Origin of the sequence: Pseudomonas sp. BMW13, assembly GCF_013357275.1 — a bacterium.
Taxonomy (GTDB): domain Bacteria; phylum Pseudomonadota; class Gammaproteobacteria; order Pseudomonadales; family Pseudomonadaceae; genus Aquipseudomonas; species Aquipseudomonas khazarica.
Genome location: NZ_SUKD01000016.1, coordinates 1 through 18,646, shown reverse-complemented (window position 1 = coordinate 18,646; position 18,646 = coordinate 1). Strand labels below are relative to the sequence as shown.

Here is an 18,646-nt window from a genome sequence, read left to right as displayed (position 1 = left end):
GAACATCGCTTGCTGAACCGGCTGCACGACCTCTATGCGCAAGACCCTGCGTACCGCCCTGATCTGGATGCTGATGTTGGCCTTGCCGACACAGGCCATGGCGGCGCTCGGCATGCAACTTTGCCAGCAGGTTCACCGCAGCAGCGTCATGTCGATGAGCATGACGGAGCATGGCGTGTCCGGCATGGCTCATGGCATGGTCACGGCCGATGCGTCTGACCTGCAGCAGGATGCCGCGCCCGCCGCTGATGGCGGTGTCTGCACCCTGTGCGCCTTCTGCGTCGGTGTCGCCGCGCCCGGCGAGCCGTTCCTGAATCACAGCATCGCGCGAAGCGCCGAGCCGCCCATGGCCTGGCCCGATCGCCTCGTCATCGGCGTCGCCGACACGCCTGAACGCCCCCCGCGTCCTTTTCTCGCCTGAGCCCCCGAGGTTAGCGCCGTAGACCGGTGCTTGTAGCTCATGCGGCCGGTTGGCCGCCCTACGCGAGAACACATCATGAAGTTTCATCCGATTGCCGGATGGTCGCTGGGTGCCGTTGCCCTGGCGCTGCCCGGCGTGCTGCTGGCCGTCCAGCCCGACCCGCTGGATGCCGCTGCCGCAGTGCCGGCACAGGCCTACCAGTCGCCGTTGAGCGACTACCGCACGCACACCGACGAACCCTTGCAGGACTGGCGCGAGGCCAACGACCAGGTCGGTCGTATCGGCGGCTGGCGTACCTACAGCATGGAGGGTTGGGCACAGCCGGCCGAGTCATCTGCCGAGCCTGCTACGGGAGGTGGTCATGACCATCATTAAACCTCTGGCGCTGCTCTGTGCCCTGTCGCTGCTGGCCGGTTGCGCCAGCTTCAGCGAGGACGGCGGATTCGACGCGGTGCAGCAGGACGCCGAACGTCAGCTGGACAAGCAGGTGCTCTGGGCGCGCGACGACGCCGGGCGCAGCCAGATCGAGGCGCGCGTCGGCGAACTGCTGGCCGAGCCGCTGAGCCTCGACGCGGCGGTGCAGTTGGCCCTGCTCAACAATCGCGGCCTGCAGGCTGCATTCGACGAGCTGGGCATTGGCGAAGCCGAGCGGGTACAGGCCGGGCGCCTGCCCAATCCCGGTTTCTCCTACGGGCGCCTGGAGAAAGGCCGCGAAGTGGAATACGAGCGCGGCCTGCACCTGAACCTGGCGCGGTTGATCGCCTTGCCGATGACCTCGCGTCTCGAAGGCAGGCGCTTCGAGCAGTTGCAGCGCCGCACCAGCCTGGCGGTGGTCGAGCTGGCCAGCGAGACGCGCAAGGCCTGGTACCAGGCGGTCGCGGCGGAGGAGGGGCTGGTCTACGCGCGGCAGGTGCTGGAGGCCGCCGAAGCTGGCGCCGAGCTGGCCAGGCGGCTGGCGGCGGTCGGCAACTTCAGCAAGTTGCAGCAGGCCGAGCAGCAGGGCTTCTATGCCGAGGCGGGGATCGCCGTACTGCGTGCCGAACAGGCGCGGGTGGCCAGCCGCGAGCGGCTTACCCGGCTGCTCGGCCTGTGGGGCGAGCAGATTGCCTATCGCCTGCCCGAGCGCTTGCCGCCGTTGCCGGATGCCGCCGATGAGCTGCCGGAGGTGGAGCGCCTGGCCATGAGCCAGCGCCAGGACATTCAGGCGATGCGTCTGGACGTCGAACGGCTGGCGCAGAACCTCGGGCTGACGCGCACCACGCGCTTCGTCAACGTGCTGGAGCTGGGCGTGGTCAACAACCGCTCCAACGAGGAACCGACCCAGCGCGGTTACGAGATCAGCGTCGAACTGCCGCTGTTCGACTGGAGCGGCGCCAAGGTGGCGAGGGCCGAGGCGCAGTATCGCCAGGCGCTCAACCGGGCTGCCGAGACGGCGATCAATGCCCGTTCGCAGGTGCGCGAGGCCTACCAGGCCTATCGCAACGCCTTCGAACTGGCGCGCCACTATCGCATCGAGGTCCTGCCGCTGCGCCAGCGCATGGCCGAGGAAAACCTGCTGCGCTACAACGGCATGTTCATCAGCACCTTCGAACTGCTTGCCGACGCCCGTCGCCAGGTGCAGGCGGTGGATGGCTATCTGCAGGCGCAGCGCGATTTCTGGCTGGCCCGCGCCGACCTCGACATGGCCCTGCTGGGCACACCCAATCCCTCGCTCGCCGCGGTGCCAGTCGCCAGTGCCGAGCCGGCCGCTGGCGGCCACTGAACAAGGATCTCCAGACATGGTTTCACGACGTGATTTCTTTCTCGGTGCCAGTGCCATCGGTGCGGCGGTCGCCACCTCGGCGGTCAGCCGGGTGTCCCTGGCCGCGTTGCCCGAGCCGGTGCTGCAGGCCAGCGCCGATACCCAGCCGCCCTTGCAGCCAGGCAGCGGGCGCCCCTACAACCCGGTGGTGACGCTCAACGGCTGGACGCTGCCGTGGCGCATGAACAACGGCGTCAAGGAATTCCACCTGGTCGCCGAACCGGTGGTGCGCGAGCTGGCGCCCGGCTACAAGGCTCACCTGTGGGGCTACAACGGCCAGTCACCGGGGCCGACCATCGAGGTGGTGGAGGGCGACCGGGTACGCATCTTCGTCACCAACAAGCTGCCCGAGCACACCAGCATCCATTGGCATGGCCAGCGCCTGCCCAACGGCATGGACGGCGTCTCGGGCCTGACCCAGCCGGCGATCCCGGTGGGCAAGACCTACGTCTACGAGTTCGTCGCGCGCCGGCCCGGCACCTTCATGTACCACCCGCATGCCGATGAGATGGTGCAGATGGCCATGGGCATGATGGGGTTCTGGGTCACCCACCCCAGGGAGCACCACCCGCTGATCAGCGAGGTGGACCGCGACTACTGCTTCCTGCTCAACGCCTACGACATCGAGCCCGGCGCCTACACGCCGAAGATCATGCAGATGCTCGACTTCAACCTGTGGACCTTCAACAGTCGCGTGTTTCCCGGCATCGATCCGCTGGTGGCGCGTCAGGGCGAGCGGGTGCGCCTGCGTGTCGGCAACCTGACCATGACCAACCACCCGATCCATCTGCACGGCCACGAATTCGAGGTGACCGGCACCGACGGCGGGCCGACGCCACTGGCTTCGCGCTGGCCGGAAGTGACCACCGACGTGGCGGTGGGGCAGATGCGCCAGGTGGAGTTCATCGCCAGCGAGGAGGGCGACTGGGCACTGCATTGCCACAAGAGCCACCACACCATGAATGCCATGGGCCACGACGTGCCGACGCTGGTTGGCGTCGATCACCGCGACATGACCGGCAAGATCGCCAGGCTGGTGCCCGACTACATGGTGATGGGCGAGCGCGGCATGGCCGACATGGCGGAGATGCCGATGCCGCTGCCGGACAACACCGTGCCGATGATGACCGGTGACGGGCCCTTCGGCTCGGTGGAGATGGGCGGCATGTTCACCCTGCTCAAGGTGCGCAAGGAACAGGCCGCTGGTGATTACCGCAATCCGGGCTGGTTCAGGCATCCGCCTGGTTCGCAGGCCTACGAGTGGACAGGCGCCCTGGCCGAGCCGAGCCGCACGCATGACGGCGGCGGCCAGTCGATGCCGCTCGAGCGGCCGGTCGAGGCGCCGGTGGACGTGCAGGTACGCAAACCCGGTGGCCATGCCGGGCATTGAAAACACGCCGGGCTGCCACGCGCGGCCCGGTCAGCAGACCAATCGAGGAACATCCTGAATGAAAACCCTATCGCTTCTTGCCCTGACCCTGACCCTGACGCTGGGCGGCGTCCTGATTAGCCCGTTGGCACTTGCCCACGGCGAAGCCCATGGCACTCACGATGCCGCGGCGATGCCGATGGAACAAAAGCCCTGGGGCATCGCTGGCAACGCTGCACAGGTCGACCGCAGCATCGACATCCGCATGGGCGACCAGATGCGCTTCACGCCGGATCGCCTGCAGGTCAGGCAGGGCGAGACCATCCGTTTCGTTCATCACAACGACGGGCAGTTGCTGCATGAGTTCGTCATCGGCACCCGGGCCGAGCTGGATCAGCATGCCGCGATGATGGCCAGGTTTCCCGGCATGGAGCACGACGAGCCCTACATGGCGCATGTCGCGCCCGGGCAGAGCGGCGAGATGATCTGGACGTTCAACCGTGCAGGCGAGTTCGACTTCGCCTGCCTGATCGCCGGCCACTACCAGGCCGGCATGACTGGCCGCATCCAGGTGCTGGCCGAATGACCTGCTGGAGGAATGCACGTATGAAGAGCACATTGATGATCACGGCCCTGGCCACCCTGTTCAGCCTGCCGCTGCAGGCTGCCGAACCCGCGCCGCTGAGCCAGGGTGAGGTGCGCAAGGTGGATCTTGCCGCGCAGAAGGTCACCCTGCGTCACGGCCCCATCGCCAGCGTCGGCATGCCGCCGATGACCATGGTGTTCGAGGTGGTCGAGCCGAAATTGCTGGAAGGCGTTTCAGGCGGGGAGAAGGTGAGCTTTCAGGTGGAGCAGCGGGGGAGTCGCTACGTCGTCACCGAATTGAATGTACTGAAGTAAGCCGAAACAGGCCGGCCCGGCATTGCGTCCGGGCCGGCAGACAATCAGTTCAGCGCGTCGCTCAGCGCTTTGGCAGGCACCAGCTTGACCACTTTCTTGGCCGCGATCTCGATGCTCTTGCCGGTCTGCGGGTTGCGACCGGTGCGGGCGGGACGCTCGCTCACCTTCAGTTTGCCGATGCCAGGAAGGGTGATCTCACCGTCGTTTTCCAGTGCGTCGCCGACAATTTCGCCCAGCTGATCGATCAGGGTGCGAACAGTGGCCTTCGGCAGGGAAACGGCCTCGGCCAGGTCGCTGATCAGTTGGTCTTTGGTGATTGCCATGATGTAACTCCGTTTGCAGATGAGGGGTTCGGTGCCCTGGCTCGCGCCCTGGACAGCCGAAAACGAGGGAAAGCTAGCACAAAAGATACAGCCCGGGAGTGCCGTGGCAGACACTTCCGATAGGGCTTAGTGTCGCAGCGGGGCGGGTGGTTCCGGGTGGCGGATAAAAAAGCCGGGACCCTGGTCGGAATGCTGTCCACATAAAAGGTGGTCGGACGCGAGTCCCCTCGCCCCCTTGGGGAGAGGGTTAGGGCGTGCCGCGTTCGGAGAGGGGGCACTGGCAGCTTTGCGGCATTTTCAGCCCTCTCCCCCAGCCCCTCTCCCATAAATGGGAGAGGGGAGCCAAGCCTGTGCAACCGCATTACGCACCCTGATCGGGCTTAACGAAGTGTTAAGCCTTCGTGCCTAGGCTCACGGCCAGGAAGGCTGACGAATCAGTTTTGCCAGCCTCGACTATGCTTGCTCTTACCTGATTGATACTGGAGTGCAATCATGCTGCGTGCCTTCACTGACCTTGGTTTTCGCTGGAAAATTGCCCTGCCCATCCTCCTTCTGGCGGCCCTGTTGGTGGCCATGGGCGTGCTCGGCATGCGTGGCATCACACAGGTGGCCGATTCCTCGACGACCCTGACCAACCGTTTCCTGCCAGGCATCAGCCTGTTGCTCAATGCCGACCGGGATCTCTACCAGGCGTTCATCGCCGAGCGCAGCATGCTCGACGAGGATTCGGGGAGCCATCTCGAGGAGCTGCGCGCCGCGCACACCGAGAACCTGCAGCAGGCCTATGACCGCGTGCACAAGTTCGCGGACATGCAGCCCGGCAGCGAAGCGATGGCGCTGGTCGCCGAGTTCGATCGCGGCTTCGAACTGTGGAAAGCCACCTCCCTGAAAGTATTGCAGCTGGCCGCCAGCAACCCCGAGGAGGCGAGCCACCTCAGCTTCGGTGACAGCGAGGCGCAGTTCGAGGTGATGCGTGGCGCCATCAACAAGCTCGGCGAAATGGAGGACAGCTCCGCCAACGCCGTGGGCACTGCGGCGATCGCCCGTGGCGAAGAACTGGCCTGGCAGCAGGGCATCGTCATTGCCGTAGGGTTGGCCGTCTGCCTGCTGCTGGTCATCGGCTTCCCGCTGCTGGTGACGCGTCCCCTGCACAGCCTGCTGCATCGCATCGAGCAGATCGCCGATGGCGATGGCGACCTGCGCGTGCGCCTCGACGTGTTGTCCAAGGACGAACTGGGCCAGCTCAGCCATGCCTTCAACCGCTTCCTCGACAAGCTGCAGCCGTTGATCAAGGAGGTGGGGCGGGTCACCGACGAGGTGGCCGACTCGGCGAAGAACCTTGCCGGTCTGGCGGCAGCCAATGACCAGTTGATCAGCAGTGAACATGCGGCGGTCGACCAGGTCAGCACCGCCGCGACGGAAATGAGCACGGCCGTGCATGAGGTGGCGCGCAATGCGCAGAATGCCGCGGATGCAGCGCGCAGTGCCGAGCAACAGTCACGCGAAGGGGCCGAGGTGGTGGGGGCGACCATCGCCTCGATCCGTCAGCTGGCGCAGGAAGTGGAGAGTGCCTCTTCGACCATCCAGACCCTGGAGCAGGAGGCCGCCAACATCGGCGCGGTGCTGGCCGTGATCAAGGGCATCGCCGAGCAAACCAACCTGCTGGCGCTCAACGCCGCCATCGAGGCGGCACGTGCCGGCGAGCAGGGGCGGGGGTTCGCGGTGGTGGCCGACGAGGTCAGGGCATTGGCGGCGCGTACCCAGGAGTCCACCAAGGACATTCAGGGCATGATCGAGCGCCTGCAGGTCGGGGTGCAGAACGCGGTCAAGGCGACCCATACCGGGAGCGAACGGGCACGACAGAGCGTCGATCAGGCTGCCGGCGTCGACCAGGCGTTGAACGTCACCGGTGAGTCGGTGCAGCGCATCAACGACATGGCCGCGCAGATCGCCACGGCGTGCGAGGAGCAGAGCAGCGTGACCGAGGAGATCGCCCGCAACATCAGCGATATTCGTGACCTCTCCAACGAGGCGGCGCAGACCTCCGAGCAGAGCACGCGGGCCAGTCAGCACCTGTCCGAGCTGTCCCACGGTCTGGCGCAGCTGGTGGGGCGTTTTCGCGTGTGAGAGGGTGCTGCAACGCATCTAAGTGTTTGAACCGGTTGTAACTTTGCGTTTAGTCGTTACAATGGCGCGGCCCGTCGCAATGACGGGCTGCGTGATGGTGGGTCCTGTCGGTCCCCTCGCAACGATTACCTGTGAACCTGGTCAGGCCCGGAAGGGAGCAGCCACAGCGGGAACATCGTGTGCCGGGGTGTGGCTGGCAGGGCTCGCCTCCAATCTGCGATTCCCCATCTCGATCATCTTTCCTTGGCTTGCGCGCGCATCGCCAGGGCTGCCGCCTGCTCGCCACCGCCGTTCCGTAGCCGTCCATGCGCACTCGCGCAGCATGCGGCGATCATTGCGCCATGAACGAAAACGCCCGATGCCAATGGCATCGGGCGCTCTGTTGACGGCGGTCTGATTCAGGCCGTGCAATAGCTCAGTACGCTGTCCTGTTCCTTGAGCGTCTTGCGCAGTTCGGCAGGGATGTTGCCAGCGCGTACGGCCAGTTCGAGGCGGATGTCTTCCAGGCTCTGGGCGAAGGCGTTCTGGTCGTCGAGCTGTGGCTTGGCCAGCACGCGGCTGTAGACGGTACTGTCGCTCTCGTCGAGCAGGGCGAGGATGACGCTGCCGTCCGGCCGTGGGGAGCTGAAGTTGGCACGCAGCGGGGTGAACAGGTGATCGACGAGTTGCTGGTTGGTGAATTCCATGACCTACTCCATCCTGAGATTGGCCAGTTTGGACCTCAGGATGAGCGATAGGTTCAGGCGATGAGCGACTGGCGGGTGCGCTCGATCACCTGTTGCAGCGAGTCGTCGCCGTACTGGCCCGGGTACAGGCGCTGGCTGTACTGGGCAATGCCGGTCTTGTCGACCAGGGTGAAGCTGAAGCTGCCTTTGCGCGCTGCCTGGATACGGCAGTCGAACGGGGCGAAGGCGTGGGTCAGCGTGCTGATGGCTTTCTGAATCTGATGTTGAGTATGCATTTTTCTAAGTGTTTCCTTTAAAGCATGTGCGCTTCGTTGCGCGTGGTGTCGCTCCATGGGGTTGGCCGAAAAGCGGCCATAGCAGTCAACCGATCGGAGCTGTATTAGCACGATAAAGTTCCATTGTTACGGTTCTTCGGCGTGGTCAGTACGTCGGAGGCAGGCGGAGGAACTGCGCCAATGAATGTGAGTGGCGAGTCGGCCTGATCAGTCAGCAGGTGGGATCGGGGAGGGCGGCTGCGCAGGCATGCGCTAGACGTTGAACCGGGAAACCAGCGGGGAGGCGCGAGGGCCTGGATGACTTGCAGCTTGGTACGAACGGCGCGAATCATACTGTATTGCGCAATAAATGAACAGCACTGTTTCGCAACTCGACAAGGGGCCTTTTCAGTGGCTCGGTTGGCGGATGCAATTTGCCGGTCGCTCCGCTAGGATTAGCCCACTTTTGCTTTCCTCACATGACGGTTTTCCATGAGTTATCAGGTTCTTGCACGTAAATGGCGTCCGCGCTCGTTCCGCGAAATGGTCGGCCAGACCCATGTGCTCAAAGCCCTGATCAATGCCCTGGACAGCCAGCGCCTGCACCACGCCTACCTGTTCACCGGTACCCGTGGGGTGGGCAAGACCACCATTGCGCGGATCATCGCCAAGTGCCTGAACTGCGAGACCGGCATCAGCTCCACGCCCTGCGGGACCTGCTCGGTGTGCCGGGAGATCGACGAGGGGCGCTTCGTCGACCTGATCGAAGTGGACGCCGCCAGTCGTACCAAGGTCGAGGACACCCGCGAGTTGCTCGACAACGTGCAGTATTCGCCGACCCGTGGGCGTTTCAAGGTCTACCTGATCGACGAAGTGCACATGCTCTCCACCAGCTCGTTCAACGCCTTGTTGAAGACCCTGGAAGAGCCGCCACCTCACGTCAAGTTCCTGCTCGCCACCACCGACCCGCAGAAGCTGCCGGTCACCGTGCTGTCGCGCTGCCTGCAGTTCTCCCTGAAGAACATGCCGCCGGAGCGGGTGGTCGAGCACCTGAGCCATGTCCTCAGCGCCGAGAACGTGCCGTTCGAAGACGACGCCCTGTGGCTGCTGGGGCGCGCCGCCGATGGTTCGATGCGCGATGCCATGAGCCTGACCGACCAGGCCATCGCCTTCGGTGAAGGCAAGGTGCTGGCCGCCGATGTGCGTGCCATGCTCGGCACGCTGGATCACGGCCAGGTCTATGGCGTGCTGCACGCGCTGATCGAAGGCGATGCGCGCGCACTGATCGAAGCCGTGCGCCATCTGGCGGAGCAGGGCCCGGACTGGAATGGCGTGCTGGCGGAGATGCTCAACGTGCTGCACCGCGTGGCCATCGCCCAGGCGCTGCCGGACGCGGTTGACAACGGTCAGGGTGACCGCGAGCGCGTGCTGCAGCTGGCCCAGGCCTTGCCTGCCGAGGATGTGCAGTTCTACTACCAGATGGGTTTGATCGGCCGTCGCGATCTGCCCCTGGCGCCTGAGCCGCGCGGTGGTTTCGAGATGGTCCTGCTGCGCATGCTGGCCTTCCGCCCTGCGGGAGCCGACGATGCTCCCAGGGTCACGCTAAAGCCGTTGGGGATCAGCCAGGCCACTGCTGATTCCCGGACGAACCCAGTGGCCGGCACCGCTATGCCGGCTCCTGTCGTTTCTGCCCCGGCGCCTGCCGCTGCCCCGGTAGCGCCTGCGCCTGTCATGCCGGCGGCCGCCGAGCCTGCTGCTGCCGTGGCACCGGACACGAGCGTTGTGCCGGCCGCGAGCGAACCTGCGCCGGTACCGGTCGTTGACACGCCCGAAACCGCCGCCAGCCTGCCGCCAGAGCCAGAGCCAGAGCCAGAGCCAGAGCCAGAGCCAGAGCCAGAAGCACCCGTCGCGCCTGCAGCCGCCGTCGATCTGCCCTGGGACACCGCCAAGGCGCCAGAAGCTGTTGCCGTTGCCCAGCCCGAAGTCGTGGCAGCGCCGTCGGCGCCTGTCGTGCCCCCGGTCGCCAATGCGATCGTGCAGGCAGAGGCCGACGCTGACGCTGGCGACGATGAGCCGCCGCCCGGTGACTACGACTATGTCGAGATGGACGCCGAAACGCTCGACTACGATTTCGGTCAGAGCGAAGCCGCGGCGCCGCAGGTCGAAGAGCCTCTGCCCGCCGCCAAGCCCGCCACGGGCCTGGCCGCCGAGTGGCTGTCCCTGTTCCCGCAACTGGGTCTGGGCGGCATGACCGGCAGCATCGCGGCCAACTGTACGCTGATCGAGGCCAACGGCGATGACTGGCTGCTGCACCTGGACCCGGCGCACAGTGCGTTGTTCAATCCGACCCAGCAGCGGCGTCTCAACGATGCCTTGAATCAGCAGCAGGGGCGCAGCATCAAGTTGCGTATCGAGCTGTGCAAGCCCGAGCAAGAGACACCGGCCCAGGCGGCGGCCCGTCGCCGTGCCGAGCGCCAGCGCAGTGCCGAGGCCTCGATCCAGGCCGATCCACTGGTGCAGCAGATGATCCAGCAGTTCGCCGCCAAGGTGCGCGACGACAGTATCGAACCACTCGACACCTCCCGTTAACACGAACACCCGAGGATACCGACATGATGAAAGGTGGCATGGCAGGCCTGATGAAGCAGGCCCAGCAGATGCAGGAAAAGATGCAGAAGATGCAGGAAGAGCTGGCCAATGCCGAGGTCACCGGCCAGTCCGGTGCCGGCCTGGTCAGCGTGGTGATGACTGGTCGCCATGACGTCAAGCGCATCACCCTGGATGACAGCCTGATGCAGGAAGACAAGGAAGTGCTCGAGGATCTCATCGCCGCGGCCGTCAACGATGCGGTGCGCAAGGTCGAGCAGAACAGCCAGGAGAAGATGTCCGGCATGACGGCCGGCATGCAGCTCCCGCCAGGTTTCAAGATGCCTTTCTGACCGGCCTCGTGCCGTCCAGCCGACGCACATGGCGGCGTTGCAGGCGGACGCGGAACTCGCATGCGCTCCAGCATGCGGCGCTTCCTCGTCCACCTGCGCCTTGCCCCACGCGTTGTCTGATCGTCACGTCTGACATGACGCTCGTGCGCGCAGGGTGGTGGCTGGCCTGAGGCCTGTCGCCTGACCCGTTTCCCCGGAGCGCATCCGGACTATCAACCTGTAGGAACACCATGAGCTTCAGTCCTCTGATTCGCCAGCTGATCGACTCCCTGCGCATCCTGCCTGGTGTGGGGCAGAAGACTGCGCAACGCATGGCCCTGCAGTTGCTCGAGCGTGATCGCAGTGGCGGCCAGCGCCTGGCGCAGGCACTCAATGCGGCGATGGAAGGGGTGGGGCACTGCAAGCGTTGCCGCAGCCTGAGCGAGGACGACATCTGCCACCTGTGTGCCGACGAGCGTCGCGACGACAGCCTGCTGTGTGTGGTGGAAGGCCCGATGGATGTCTACGCCGTCGAACACACCGGCTATCGCGGGCGCTACTTCGTGCTCAAGGGGCACCTGTCGCCGCTCGATGGCCTGGGGCCGGAAGCCATCGGTATTCCCGAGCTGCTGGAGCGCATCGACGCCGGTGCCTTCAGCGAGGTCATCCTCGCTACCAACCCGACGGTGGAAGGCGAGGCCACGGCGCACTACATCGCGCAGATCCTTACCGGCAAGGGCCTGGTCGCTTCGCGCATCGCCCACGGCATGCCGCTGGGGGGCGAACTGGAGCTGGTCGACGGCGGCACGCTGGCGCACGCCCTCGCCGGCCGACGTCCGATCACGCTCTGACCCTTCGCACCCACGCTGCGCGCTGCCCATGGGCCGCGACTTCGTGCGCCGTGTCGCGCTGGCGCTCCTGCTCGGGATACCGGTTGCGGCAAGTGCGCAGTGCGCGCTCGGCCAGATCCCGGTTTGCCTGGGGCAGAGCTGTCTGTGTGTGCCCGATCCGGCCCGCGTGCGTGAAGATGGCCTGAACCTGGCCGCCGCACACCTAGAAGCCTGGCTGCAGCAGTCACGCCAGGCGGCCCTGAATGCTGGCACCGAGCCGATACCCCTGATGATTCGTGCGCAGCTTGCGCCGTTCTACGATGACGCCTTGCTCGACGAGGTGCGCTTTCGCGTGGGTAGCACCGACGCGATGGACGCTGCCAGCGTCATGCTGCGCAACCCGGACGTGCAGGCCGTGACTCTGATCGATGTGGTGGTGTTTCGCAGTGCTGATGCCGCCGGCCAGGATGCGGCCCTCTGGGCGCACGAACTCTGGCACGTACGACAGTATCGCGAGTGGGGCAGCAGCGGATTCGCCCAGCGCTACACCCGTGATTTCGAGGCTGTCGAGGAGCCAGCCTATGCCATGCAGGTACGGATCAGGCGCGCGCTGCGCGGGCAGAAATGAAACGCTCGCTTGAAAACCAAGCAAGCGCTAGGTTAGGGTGGCCAAAACAATAACGGGAGTACCCGCATGGCCGCCCCTCAGTCGTATTTCGATGAATCCCACCAACTGGTTCGCGACTCCGTTCGGCGTTTCGTCGAGCGCGAGATCCTTCCGCACATCGACGACTGGGAAGAGGCCGAGGAGTTTCCCCGCGAGCTGTACCTCAAGGCAGGGGCGGCAGGCATTCTCGGCATCGGCTATCCGGAGCAGTACGGCGGCAGTCATGAAGGTGACGTGTTCGCCAAGGTCGCCGCCAGCGAGGAGCTGATGCGCTGTGGTTCGGGTGGCCTGGTGGCGGGGCTCGGCTCCCTGGATATCGGCTTGCCGCCGGTAGCCAAATGGGCCAGGCCGGCCATTCGCGAGCGCGTGGTGCCCCAGGTGCTGGCCGGCGAGAAGATCATGGCGCTCGCGGTCACCGAACCGTCCGGTGGTTCCGATGTGGCCAACCTGAAGACCCGTGCTGTGCGCGAGGGCGACCACTACCGCATCAACGGCAGCAAGACCTTCATCACCAGTGGCGTGCGTGCCGACTACTACACGGTGGCGGTGCGCACCGGTGGCGAAGGTTTCGGCGGTGTCAGCCTGCTGCTGGTGGAAAAGGGTACGCCGGGGTTCAGCGTGGGGCGCAAGCTGAAGAAGATGGGCTGGTGGGCGTCGGATACCGCCGAGCTGTTCTTCGACGACTGCAAGGTGCCGGTGGACAACCTGATTGGCGTCGAGAACGCCGGTTTCGCCTGCATCATGGCCAACTTCCAGAGCGAGCGTCTGAGCCTGGCGATCATGGCCAACATGACGGCGCAACTGGCTCTGGACGAGTCGATGAAGTGGGCCCGCGAGCGCCAGGCCTTCGGCAAGCCGGTGGGCAAGTTCCAGGTGCTCAAGCATCGCCTGGCCGAGATGGCCACCCAGCTGGAGGTCTCCCGCGAGTTCACCTACCGCCAGGCGGCGCAGATGGCGGCGGGCAGGAGCGTGGTCAAGGAAATCTCCATGGCCAAGAACTTCGCCACCGATATTGCCGATCGCCTGACCTACGATGCGGTACAGATCCTCGGCGGCATGGGCTACATGCGTGAATCGCTGGTCGAACGGCTGTATCGCGACAATCGCATCCTTTCCATCGGCGGTGGCACGCGAGAGATCATGAACGAGATCATCGCCAAGCAGATGGGCCTCTGATCAGGACGCGACCTGGTTCTGCGCCGCCTGGCGCAGGCGTGCGATATCGCGCTGTGGCGGGTCGCCGAACAGGCGACTGTACTCGCGGCTGAACTGCGAGGGGCTCTCGTAGCCCACGCGATAGCTGGCCGCCGCCGCTTCCAGGTTGTCGCAGAGCATCAGCCGGCGTGCTTCCTGCAGACGCAGCTGCTTCTGGTACTGCAGCGGGCTGAAGGCCGTGACGGCCTTGAAGCGATGGTGCAGGGTCGAGGGGCTGAGGTTGACCTCGCGGGCCAGCTCCTCGATGCGCAGCGGCTGATCGAAGTTCTTGCGCAACCACTCGATGGCGCGCGAAATGCGCTGGCTCTGGCTGTCGGCCACCACCACCTCATGCAAGCGATGCCCCTGCGGGCTGAGCAGCATGCGGTAGAAGATTTCACGCAGGGCCAGCGGGGCCAGCATGGCGATGTCGCGTGGGGTCTCCAGCAGGCGCAGCAGGCGAATCACCGCATCCAGCAGGCGCGGGTCGAGGCGATCGAGAAACAGCGCCCGTTGCGAGGCCGCGTCGGGTGCCGGGATGGGCGGCATCTCGGTCAGCAGGCTGCTGATCAGCGCCGGGTCGATCTCCAGTGCCAGGCTCAGGTAGGGGGCTTCCGGGCTGGCCTCGATCACCCGGCCGGTGACCGGCAGCACCACCGAGGCCACCAGGTAGTTCAGCGGATCGTAGACATAGAGCTCGTCGCCCAGGCGTATCTCCTTGCGCCCCTGCGCGATGATGCACAGGCAGGGGTCGTAGACCGTCTGCATCGGCAGGCTCGGGGTGGTGGCCCGCGCCAGCTTGAGGCCGGGGATGGCGGTGAGGTGCAGGCCATCCTCCGGGACGAAGCGTTCGACGAGGCGCGCCATTTCATGGCTGAGGTCGGCAAGAGGAGTGTCGAGATTGGTGGCGGTATGGGTGAGTGACTGCATGGCGCTCCTCCAGAAGGTCTGCGAAGACTAGCCAGGTTTTTCAGGCAAGTCATGAGCGCCTGCAGGATTAGGCAAATATTTGCCAGTAATGGGCAAACGTCCCCTGAAACAGAGTGTTTCAGGAATGCTGCCAGTCCTGGTCTGCGATGTGGGGTTGCGGTAGATCGTGCAGTTTTAGGCAATGATCGGCCAGTATCCGGCTAACGCTGCCGTGACCAGGCGGTTAATCTCTGTAGTCATCGCGCCGTGTCCCTGCGTCGCGCGAACGCTTGAAGTAGCTACGCCACCCGCTAAGCGGTGCCCCACGTGTCCGAAGGAGCCCGCCACATGTCCAGCAAATGGCTGATCGCACCACTGACACTCTTGTTGCTCGCCACTGCCTGGCTCGATTCTCGAGCGGGTGGCGAAGCGGTTTTCGCCGATCCGCAAGCCGCACCCCATGTTCTGCAGCGACAGGCTGCCGATCTGCATTGATCCATTCCAGGAGGTTGCCATGAGCATCGTTCACCGTATGACCATTCGCGCTCGCCACGACCGCGCCGTCCGGTTGAGGCAGTGCCTGGCCCGGCTAGATCAGATCGGCCGGGACATTCCCGGCTGCCAGGGACTGCGGGTCCTGCCGCTGCGTGGCGACCCGCTGACCTGGGAAGTCGAAGGGCAGTGGCGCTCGGCCGCGGCACGAGACGCCTTTCTCGGTAGCGAGTGCCTGCGCCGGGTACTGGCGCAGGCCATAGAGGAGGGGCTTTTCACCCATCTCGAATGCGCGATGGAGCTGCAGCAACAAGTCGCCTGACTTGCCTTTGTGAATTTATCTCTATAGATTTTCATGAAATTAATTATTTTAAATTTCATGAGTCGTCTATGTTTCGCCACGCCCATGAGCACGTCGACAGTTACTACGCCCATAGCTGCAAGGACCGGCTGAGCCATCATCCGCGCCTGCAGGGTGAGGTGCAGTGCGATGTGCTGGTGGTCGGTGCGGGCTTCAGCGGCCTGCACACCGCGCTGCGCCTGGCCGAGGCGGGCCTGCAGGTCATCGTGCTGGAAGCCAGTCGCGTGGCCTGGGCGGCCTCGGGGCGCAATGGTGGCCAGGCGATCCTGGGCTGGTCGTGCGACATGCCGCCACTGGAAAAGGCCCTTGGCATCGAGGGTGCCCGGCGTCTGTGGGACGGCATGGCCTGGGCGGCGAACGAGCTGCGCGAGCTGCCGCAGCGCCATGCGTTCGACTGCGACTACCGCCGTGGCCATCTGTGGACGGCCGTGCTGCCCCGGCGCGTGGCGCAGCTGCACGAATGGCAGGAAGAGGCCGCGAGCAAGTGGGGGCACCGCACCCTGCAATTCGTCTCGCGCGAGCAGATGCCGGAGTGGGTGGCCAGCGAGCGTTACCGGGCCGGGCTCTACGACCCGCAGGCCGGGCACGTCAATCCGCTCAAGCTGGCGCTTGGCCTGGCCGAGGCATTCGTCGCGGCCGGCGGTCGCATCTTCGAGCAGAGCCGTGCGCTGAGCCAGGAAGCGCGTGCTGCAGGCTACCGCGTGCGTACTGAGCAAGGCAGCGTGCAGGCCAGCAACCTGGTGCTGGCGTGCAACACCTACATCGACCATCTGGAGCCGCGCCTGGCGCGACGCATACTGCCCGTGGGCACCTACCAGATCGCTACCGAGCCGCTGGGGGCGGCGCGTGCCGAAGCGCTGCTGCCGCGCAATGCCTGCGTCACCGACAATCAGTTCGTCCTCGATTACTTCCGCCGCACGCCGGATCACCGGCTGCTGTTCGGCGGCGGCTGCACCTACCTGGGCGGCTTGCCGCAGGACATGGCGGCGGCGACCCGGCCCATTCTCGAGCGTGTCTTCCCGCAGCTGTCAGGCGTGGCCATCGACTTCGCCTGGGGCGGCCATATCGACGTGACCCGCGCGCGCACGCCGGATATCGGCGGGGAGAACGGGCGTTACTGGCTGCAGGGCTTCTCCGGGCATGGCGTGCTGCCGACCCTGGCAGCGGCACGTGCGGTGAGCGACGCCATCCTCGGCAACGAGGATGAGCTGGCACTGTACCGGCAACTGCGCAATCCCGACTTTCCCTTTGGCGAACGCCTGGCTGCGCCGCTCGAGGCCATCGGCAAGGCCTGGTATCGACTGAGAGACAGCTTCTGAAATGGACAGCCCTGACATGGACAAGAACCTGGAGATGGCCGCGCTGGCGGTTCTCATCCACGACCTGCGCAAGCACAAGAAGGTCACCCTCAATGAACTGGCCGAGCGTATCGGGCGTTCCGTGGGCTTTCTTTCCCAGGTCGAGCGCGGCCTGTCGCGCCCGACGGTCGCGGACCTGACCGCGATCAGCGAAGCCCTCGATGTGCCGACGACCTACTTCTACAGCCTGCCCAAACCCAAGGCGCTGGACTGGGTCACCCGGCCGGACGAGCGTCGCACCCTGTACCTGGCCGGTGGCATCACCGACATCATGGCATCACCGACCCTGCAGGGCGCCTTCATGGTCGTCGACAGCCTGCTCGAGCCCGGTGCCAGCAGTGGCGAGCGGCAGATGAGCGACCGCTCGGAGCAGGCCGGCTACGTGCTCGAGGGCCAGCTGACGCTGTGGCTGGGCGAGGACGAAGAGAGCGCCACCCTGTACCCGGGCGATGCCTTCCAGGTCCCGAGCTACGCGCGTTTACGCTACGCCAACCAGGGCGATGCGCCTGCGCGCGTGCTGTGGATCTACACCTGAAACCTTCCCGTTGACCGGAAATGACCATCATGAACGCCACCCGAGTCGAGCTGCTCGACGAAGTCCGCCAATTTCGCCAAGCCCACCCCGAGGTGCGCTTCGTCGACCTGATCTGCCTGGATATTCCCGGGCACTTCTACGGCAAGCGCTATCCCATCGAGATGCTGGAGAAGGTCGCAGCCGGCAGTGCCCTGAAACTGCCGCAGAACTGCGTGCTGCTCGGCGCCCAGGGCGGGCTCCACGAGATCGGCGACTACTGCTTCCATGATGGTGACCCGGATGCGCCGCGCCGCCTGATTCCCGGCACGCTCAAGCCGGTGACCTGGGAGCGCCAGCCGCTGGGGCAGATGCTGATCAGCTCCGACGGCACCGACGCTCCCATCGAGTTCGAGCCGCGCGAGGTGCTGGCGCGGGTGGTGCAGCGCCTGGCGGCGCGTGGCATCCGTCCGGTGGTGGCGTTCGAACTGGAGTTCTACCTGTTCGACAAGGCGCTCAAGGAAGGCCTGCCGCAATACCCGCGTGATGACCTCAGTGGCGACGCCGACGACCAGCCGAACATGCACATCGAGCGCCTGTCGCGCTTCGCCGAGGTGCTCGACGACATCAGCGAGACCGCGCGCCTGCAGGGCATCGACACCACGGTGATCACCGCCGAGATCGGTCCGGGGCAGTTCGAGATCAACTTCAGCCACAACGCCGACCCGATGCAGGCCGCCGACTGGTCCGCGCTGTTCTGCCGGGTCACGCGGGGCGTGGCCCTGCAGCACGGCCACCGCGCCAGCTTCATGGCCAAACCCTACCTGCAGTACCCCGGCAGCGGCATGCATGTGCATGTCAGCCTGTATGACGAAGCGGGTGACAACCTGCTGGCGCGTGACGACCAGCGTCCGCTGCGCCATGCCGTGGCCGGCTGCCTGAGCCTGCTGCCGGAGCTGATGCCGATCTACGCGCCGAACCACAACAGCTACCGCCGTTTCGGCGCCCAGGTGAACTCGGCGAGCCAGGCGAGCTGGGGTTTCGAGGACCGCGACGCCTGCGTGCGCATCCCCGAATCGGACACCCGCAACCTGCGCCTGGAATTCCGTCTGCCCGGTGCCGACGCCAACCCCTACCTGGTCCTGGCGGCGTTGCTGACCAGTATCGAGCAAGGGCTCGACACCAGGGTCGAGCCCATCGCACCGCTCAACGATGACCGCAGCAGCGGCGTCGATTTCCCCAAGGACATGCTCGACGCCGTGCGCCGCATGCAAGCCAGCGAGCGTGTCGCGGCTGGCCTCGGCAGCGAGTTCGTCATGGTCTATTGCGAGAACAAACGCCAGGATCACCTGGCCTTCATGCACGACATCAGCCCGCGTGAATACCGCTGGTACCTGTGATGTCCCGGATCGAAGGAGGCGACATGAACAACTCGAAAACCGCACACTGGCAGGCCCTGAGCCAGGCCCACCATCTGGCGCCGTTCAGTGACTACAAGCAGCTGGCCGAGAACGGCCCGCGCATC

Annotated in this window: 21 protein-coding genes, 1 other RNA gene and 1 pseudogene; 19 read left to right on the top strand and 4 right to left on the bottom strand. The window is 65.4% G+C overall.

Going from position 1 to position 18,646, the window contains the following annotated elements; genetic code table 11:
* Positions 1–34 precede the first annotated feature (34 nt).
* From E4487_RS13520 to E4487_RS13495, 6 genes are all read left to right on the top strand, one after another.
* Positions 35–421, top strand: coding sequence for a hypothetical protein (locus E4487_RS13520; RefSeq protein ID WP_175253605.1), 387 nt, complete (start codon positions 35–37; stop codon positions 419–421).
* A 75-nt stretch (positions 422–496) separates the two neighbouring features.
* Positions 497–796, top strand: coding sequence for a hypothetical protein (locus E4487_RS13515; protein WP_150609329.1), 300 nt, complete (start codon positions 497–499; stop codon positions 794–796).
* Positions 783–2,183 (top strand): TolC family protein, encoded by a 1,401-nt coding sequence (locus E4487_RS13510; RefSeq protein ID WP_175253604.1) that lies wholly within the window; start codon positions 783–785, stop codon positions 2,181–2,183. The genes E4487_RS13515 and E4487_RS13510 overlap by 14 nt, the downstream gene beginning before the upstream one ends.
* Before the next feature lie 16 nt (positions 2,184–2,199).
* On the top strand, positions 2,200–3,612 hold the full coding sequence (locus E4487_RS13505) for a multicopper oxidase family protein (RefSeq protein ID WP_175253603.1): 1,413 nt from the start codon (positions 2,200–2,202) through the stop codon (positions 3,610–3,612).
* A 58-nt stretch (positions 3,613–3,670) separates the two neighbouring features.
* Positions 3,671–4,177: a plastocyanin/azurin family copper-binding protein gene (locus E4487_RS13500; protein WP_175253602.1), complete on the top strand. Its 507-nt coding sequence runs from the start codon at positions 3,671–3,673 to the stop codon at positions 4,175–4,177.
* A gap of 20 nt (positions 4,178–4,197) precedes the next feature.
* On the top strand, positions 4,198–4,491 hold the full coding sequence (locus E4487_RS13495; protein WP_175253601.1) for a copper-binding protein: 294 nt from the start codon (positions 4,198–4,200) through the stop codon (positions 4,489–4,491).
* A 44-nt stretch (positions 4,492–4,535) separates the two neighbouring features.
* Here E4487_RS13495 and E4487_RS13490 read toward each other — a convergent pair whose 3' ends face one another.
* Positions 4,536–4,814: an HU family DNA-binding protein gene (locus tag E4487_RS13490; protein ID WP_037054278.1), complete on the bottom strand. Its 279-nt coding sequence runs from the start codon at positions 4,812–4,814 to the stop codon at positions 4,536–4,538.
* Between the two features lie 492 nt (positions 4,815–5,306).
* Between E4487_RS13490 and E4487_RS24885 the strand changes: the two are divergent.
* The 3 genes and pseudogenes from E4487_RS24885 to ffs form a co-directional block, all read left to right on the top strand.
* A pseudogene (locus tag E4487_RS24885) lies at positions 5,307–6,083 on the top strand (MCP four helix bundle domain-containing protein); the annotation flags it as partial.
* Positions 6,084–6,236: 153 nt separating this feature from the next.
* Positions 6,237–6,941: a methyl-accepting chemotaxis protein gene (locus E4487_RS24880; RefSeq protein WP_373921528.1), complete on the top strand. Its 705-nt coding sequence runs from the start codon at positions 6,237–6,239 to the stop codon at positions 6,939–6,941.
* Positions 6,942–7,046: 105 nt separating this feature from the next.
* Positions 7,047–7,143: signal recognition particle sRNA small type (ffs, locus tag E4487_RS13480), an RNA gene on the top strand.
* 196 nt (positions 7,144–7,339) lie between these two features.
* On the opposite strand, the gene E4487_RS13475 is transcribed toward ffs, so the two are convergent.
* Both E4487_RS13475 and E4487_RS13470 read right to left on the bottom strand, forming a co-directional pair.
* Entirely contained in the window at positions 7,340–7,627 is a 288-nt protein-coding gene (locus tag E4487_RS13475) for a DUF3509 domain-containing protein (RefSeq protein WP_175253599.1), read from the bottom strand.
* 53 nt (positions 7,628–7,680) lie between these two features.
* Positions 7,681–7,902 (bottom strand): hypothetical protein, encoded by a 222-nt coding sequence (locus E4487_RS13470; RefSeq protein WP_037054270.1) that lies wholly within the window; start codon positions 7,900–7,902, stop codon positions 7,681–7,683.
* Between the two features lie 471 nt (positions 7,903–8,373).
* Between E4487_RS13470 and dnaX the strand changes: the two genes are divergently transcribed.
* From dnaX to E4487_RS13445, 5 genes are all read left to right on the top strand, one after another.
* Positions 8,374–10,470: a DNA polymerase III subunit gamma/tau gene (gene dnaX / locus E4487_RS13465; RefSeq protein WP_175253598.1), complete on the top strand. Its 2,097-nt coding sequence runs from the start codon at positions 8,374–8,376 to the stop codon at positions 10,468–10,470.
* Positions 10,471–10,493: 23 nt separating this feature from the next.
* Positions 10,494–10,820 (top strand): YbaB/EbfC family nucleoid-associated protein, encoded by a 327-nt coding sequence (locus tag E4487_RS13460; protein ID WP_003460931.1) that lies wholly within the window; start codon positions 10,494–10,496, stop codon positions 10,818–10,820.
* Positions 10,821–11,050: 230 nt separating this feature from the next.
* A complete protein-coding gene (recR, locus tag E4487_RS13455) occupies positions 11,051–11,650 on the top strand; it encodes a recombination mediator RecR (RefSeq protein WP_037054265.1) in 600 nt (199 codons plus the stop codon).
* 28 nt (positions 11,651–11,678) lie between these two features.
* Positions 11,679–12,257: a DUF4157 domain-containing protein gene (locus E4487_RS13450; protein WP_175253597.1), complete on the top strand. Its 579-nt coding sequence runs from the start codon at positions 11,679–11,681 to the stop codon at positions 12,255–12,257.
* Between the two features lie 66 nt (positions 12,258–12,323).
* A complete protein-coding gene (locus E4487_RS13445) occupies positions 12,324–13,472 on the top strand; it encodes an acyl-CoA dehydrogenase family protein (RefSeq protein ID WP_175253596.1) in 1,149 nt (382 codons plus the stop codon).
* Here the strand turns inward: E4487_RS13445 and E4487_RS13440 are convergent, their stop codons facing one another.
* Positions 13,473–14,420: an AraC family transcriptional regulator gene (locus tag E4487_RS13440; protein WP_037054258.1), complete on the bottom strand. Its 948-nt coding sequence runs from the start codon at positions 14,418–14,420 to the stop codon at positions 13,473–13,475. It abuts the gene before it with no gap.
* Between the two features lie 327 nt (positions 14,421–14,747).
* Here E4487_RS13440 and E4487_RS13435 point away from each other — a divergent pair, with 327 nt between their 5' ends.
* The 5 genes from E4487_RS13435 to E4487_RS13415 all read left to right on the top strand — a co-directional run bounded on the left by E4487_RS13435 (position 14,748) and on the right by E4487_RS13415 (position 18,521).
* On the top strand, positions 14,748–14,894 hold the full coding sequence (locus tag E4487_RS13435; protein ID WP_167494402.1) for a hypothetical protein: 147 nt from the start codon (positions 14,748–14,750) through the stop codon (positions 14,892–14,894).
* Between the two features lie 19 nt (positions 14,895–14,913).
* Positions 14,914–15,213: an antibiotic biosynthesis monooxygenase gene (locus E4487_RS13430; RefSeq protein ID WP_037054253.1), complete on the top strand. Its 300-nt coding sequence runs from the start codon at positions 14,914–14,916 to the stop codon at positions 15,211–15,213.
* Positions 15,214–15,281: 68 nt separating this feature from the next.
* The gene (locus tag E4487_RS13425; protein ID WP_150609339.1) at positions 15,282–16,571 is read left to right on the top strand and encodes an FAD-binding oxidoreductase; all 1,290 of its coding nucleotides are present in this window, start codon (positions 15,282–15,284) and stop codon (positions 16,569–16,571) included.
* Between the two features lie 16 nt (positions 16,572–16,587).
* Positions 16,588–17,145 (top strand): helix-turn-helix domain-containing protein, encoded by a 558-nt coding sequence (locus E4487_RS13420; protein WP_037054449.1) that lies wholly within the window; start codon positions 16,588–16,590, stop codon positions 17,143–17,145.
* A 29-nt stretch (positions 17,146–17,174) separates the two neighbouring features.
* Positions 17,175–18,521: a glutamine synthetase family protein gene (locus E4487_RS13415; RefSeq protein WP_175253595.1), complete on the top strand. Its 1,347-nt coding sequence runs from the start codon at positions 17,175–17,177 to the stop codon at positions 18,519–18,521.
* Positions 18,522–18,646 lie beyond the last annotated feature (125 nt).

Excerpts from the sequence above, each read along its gene's own strand:
- E4487_RS13520 (WP_175253605.1), top strand. The coding sequence starts at position 35 with ATGCGCAAGACCCTGCGTACCGCCCTGATCTGGATGCTGATGTTGGCC.
- E4487_RS13515 (WP_150609329.1), top strand. The coding sequence starts at position 497 with ATGAAGTTTCATCCGATTGCCGGATGGTCGCTGGGTGCCGTTGCCCTG.
- E4487_RS13510 (WP_175253604.1), top strand. The coding sequence starts at position 783 with ATGACCATCATTAAACCTCTGGCGCTGCTCTGTGCCCTGTCGCTGCTG.
- E4487_RS13505 (WP_175253603.1), top strand. The coding sequence starts at position 2,200 with ATGGTTTCACGACGTGATTTCTTTCTCGGTGCCAGTGCCATCGGTGCG.
- E4487_RS13500 (WP_175253602.1), top strand. The coding sequence starts at position 3,671 with ATGAAAACCCTATCGCTTCTTGCCCTGACCCTGACCCTGACGCTGGGC.
- E4487_RS13495 (WP_175253601.1), top strand. The coding sequence starts at position 4,198 with ATGAAGAGCACATTGATGATCACGGCCCTGGCCACCCTGTTCAGCCTG.
- E4487_RS13490 (WP_037054278.1), bottom strand. The coding sequence starts at position 4,814 with ATGGCAATCACCAAAGACCAACTGATCAGCGACCTGGCCGAGGCCGTT.
- E4487_RS24880 (WP_373921528.1), top strand. The coding sequence starts at position 6,237 with ATGAGCACGGCCGTGCATGAGGTGGCGCGCAATGCGCAGAATGCCGCG.
- E4487_RS13475 (WP_175253599.1), bottom strand. The coding sequence starts at position 7,627 with ATGGAATTCACCAACCAGCAACTCGTCGATCACCTGTTCACCCCGCTG.
- E4487_RS13470 (WP_037054270.1), bottom strand. The coding sequence starts at position 7,902 with ATGCATACTCAACATCAGATTCAGAAAGCCATCAGCACGCTGACCCAC.
- dnaX (WP_175253598.1), top strand. The coding sequence starts at position 8,374 with ATGAGTTATCAGGTTCTTGCACGTAAATGGCGTCCGCGCTCGTTCCGC.
- E4487_RS13460 (WP_003460931.1), top strand. The coding sequence starts at position 10,494 with ATGATGAAAGGTGGCATGGCAGGCCTGATGAAGCAGGCCCAGCAGATG.
- recR (WP_037054265.1), top strand. The coding sequence starts at position 11,051 with ATGAGCTTCAGTCCTCTGATTCGCCAGCTGATCGACTCCCTGCGCATC.
- E4487_RS13450 (WP_175253597.1), top strand. The coding sequence starts at position 11,679 with ATGGGCCGCGACTTCGTGCGCCGTGTCGCGCTGGCGCTCCTGCTCGGG.
- E4487_RS13445 (WP_175253596.1), top strand. The coding sequence starts at position 12,324 with ATGGCCGCCCCTCAGTCGTATTTCGATGAATCCCACCAACTGGTTCGC.
- E4487_RS13440 (WP_037054258.1), bottom strand. The coding sequence starts at position 14,420 with ATGCAGTCACTCACCCATACCGCCACCAATCTCGACACTCCTCTTGCC.
- E4487_RS13435 (WP_167494402.1), top strand. The coding sequence starts at position 14,748 with ATGTCCAGCAAATGGCTGATCGCACCACTGACACTCTTGTTGCTCGCC.
- E4487_RS13430 (WP_037054253.1), top strand. The coding sequence starts at position 14,914 with ATGAGCATCGTTCACCGTATGACCATTCGCGCTCGCCACGACCGCGCC.
- E4487_RS13425 (WP_150609339.1), top strand. The coding sequence starts at position 15,282 with ATGTTTCGCCACGCCCATGAGCACGTCGACAGTTACTACGCCCATAGC.
- E4487_RS13420 (WP_037054449.1), top strand. The coding sequence starts at position 16,588 with ATGGACAAGAACCTGGAGATGGCCGCGCTGGCGGTTCTCATCCACGAC.
- E4487_RS13415 (WP_175253595.1), top strand. The coding sequence starts at position 17,175 with ATGAACGCCACCCGAGTCGAGCTGCTCGACGAAGTCCGCCAATTTCGC.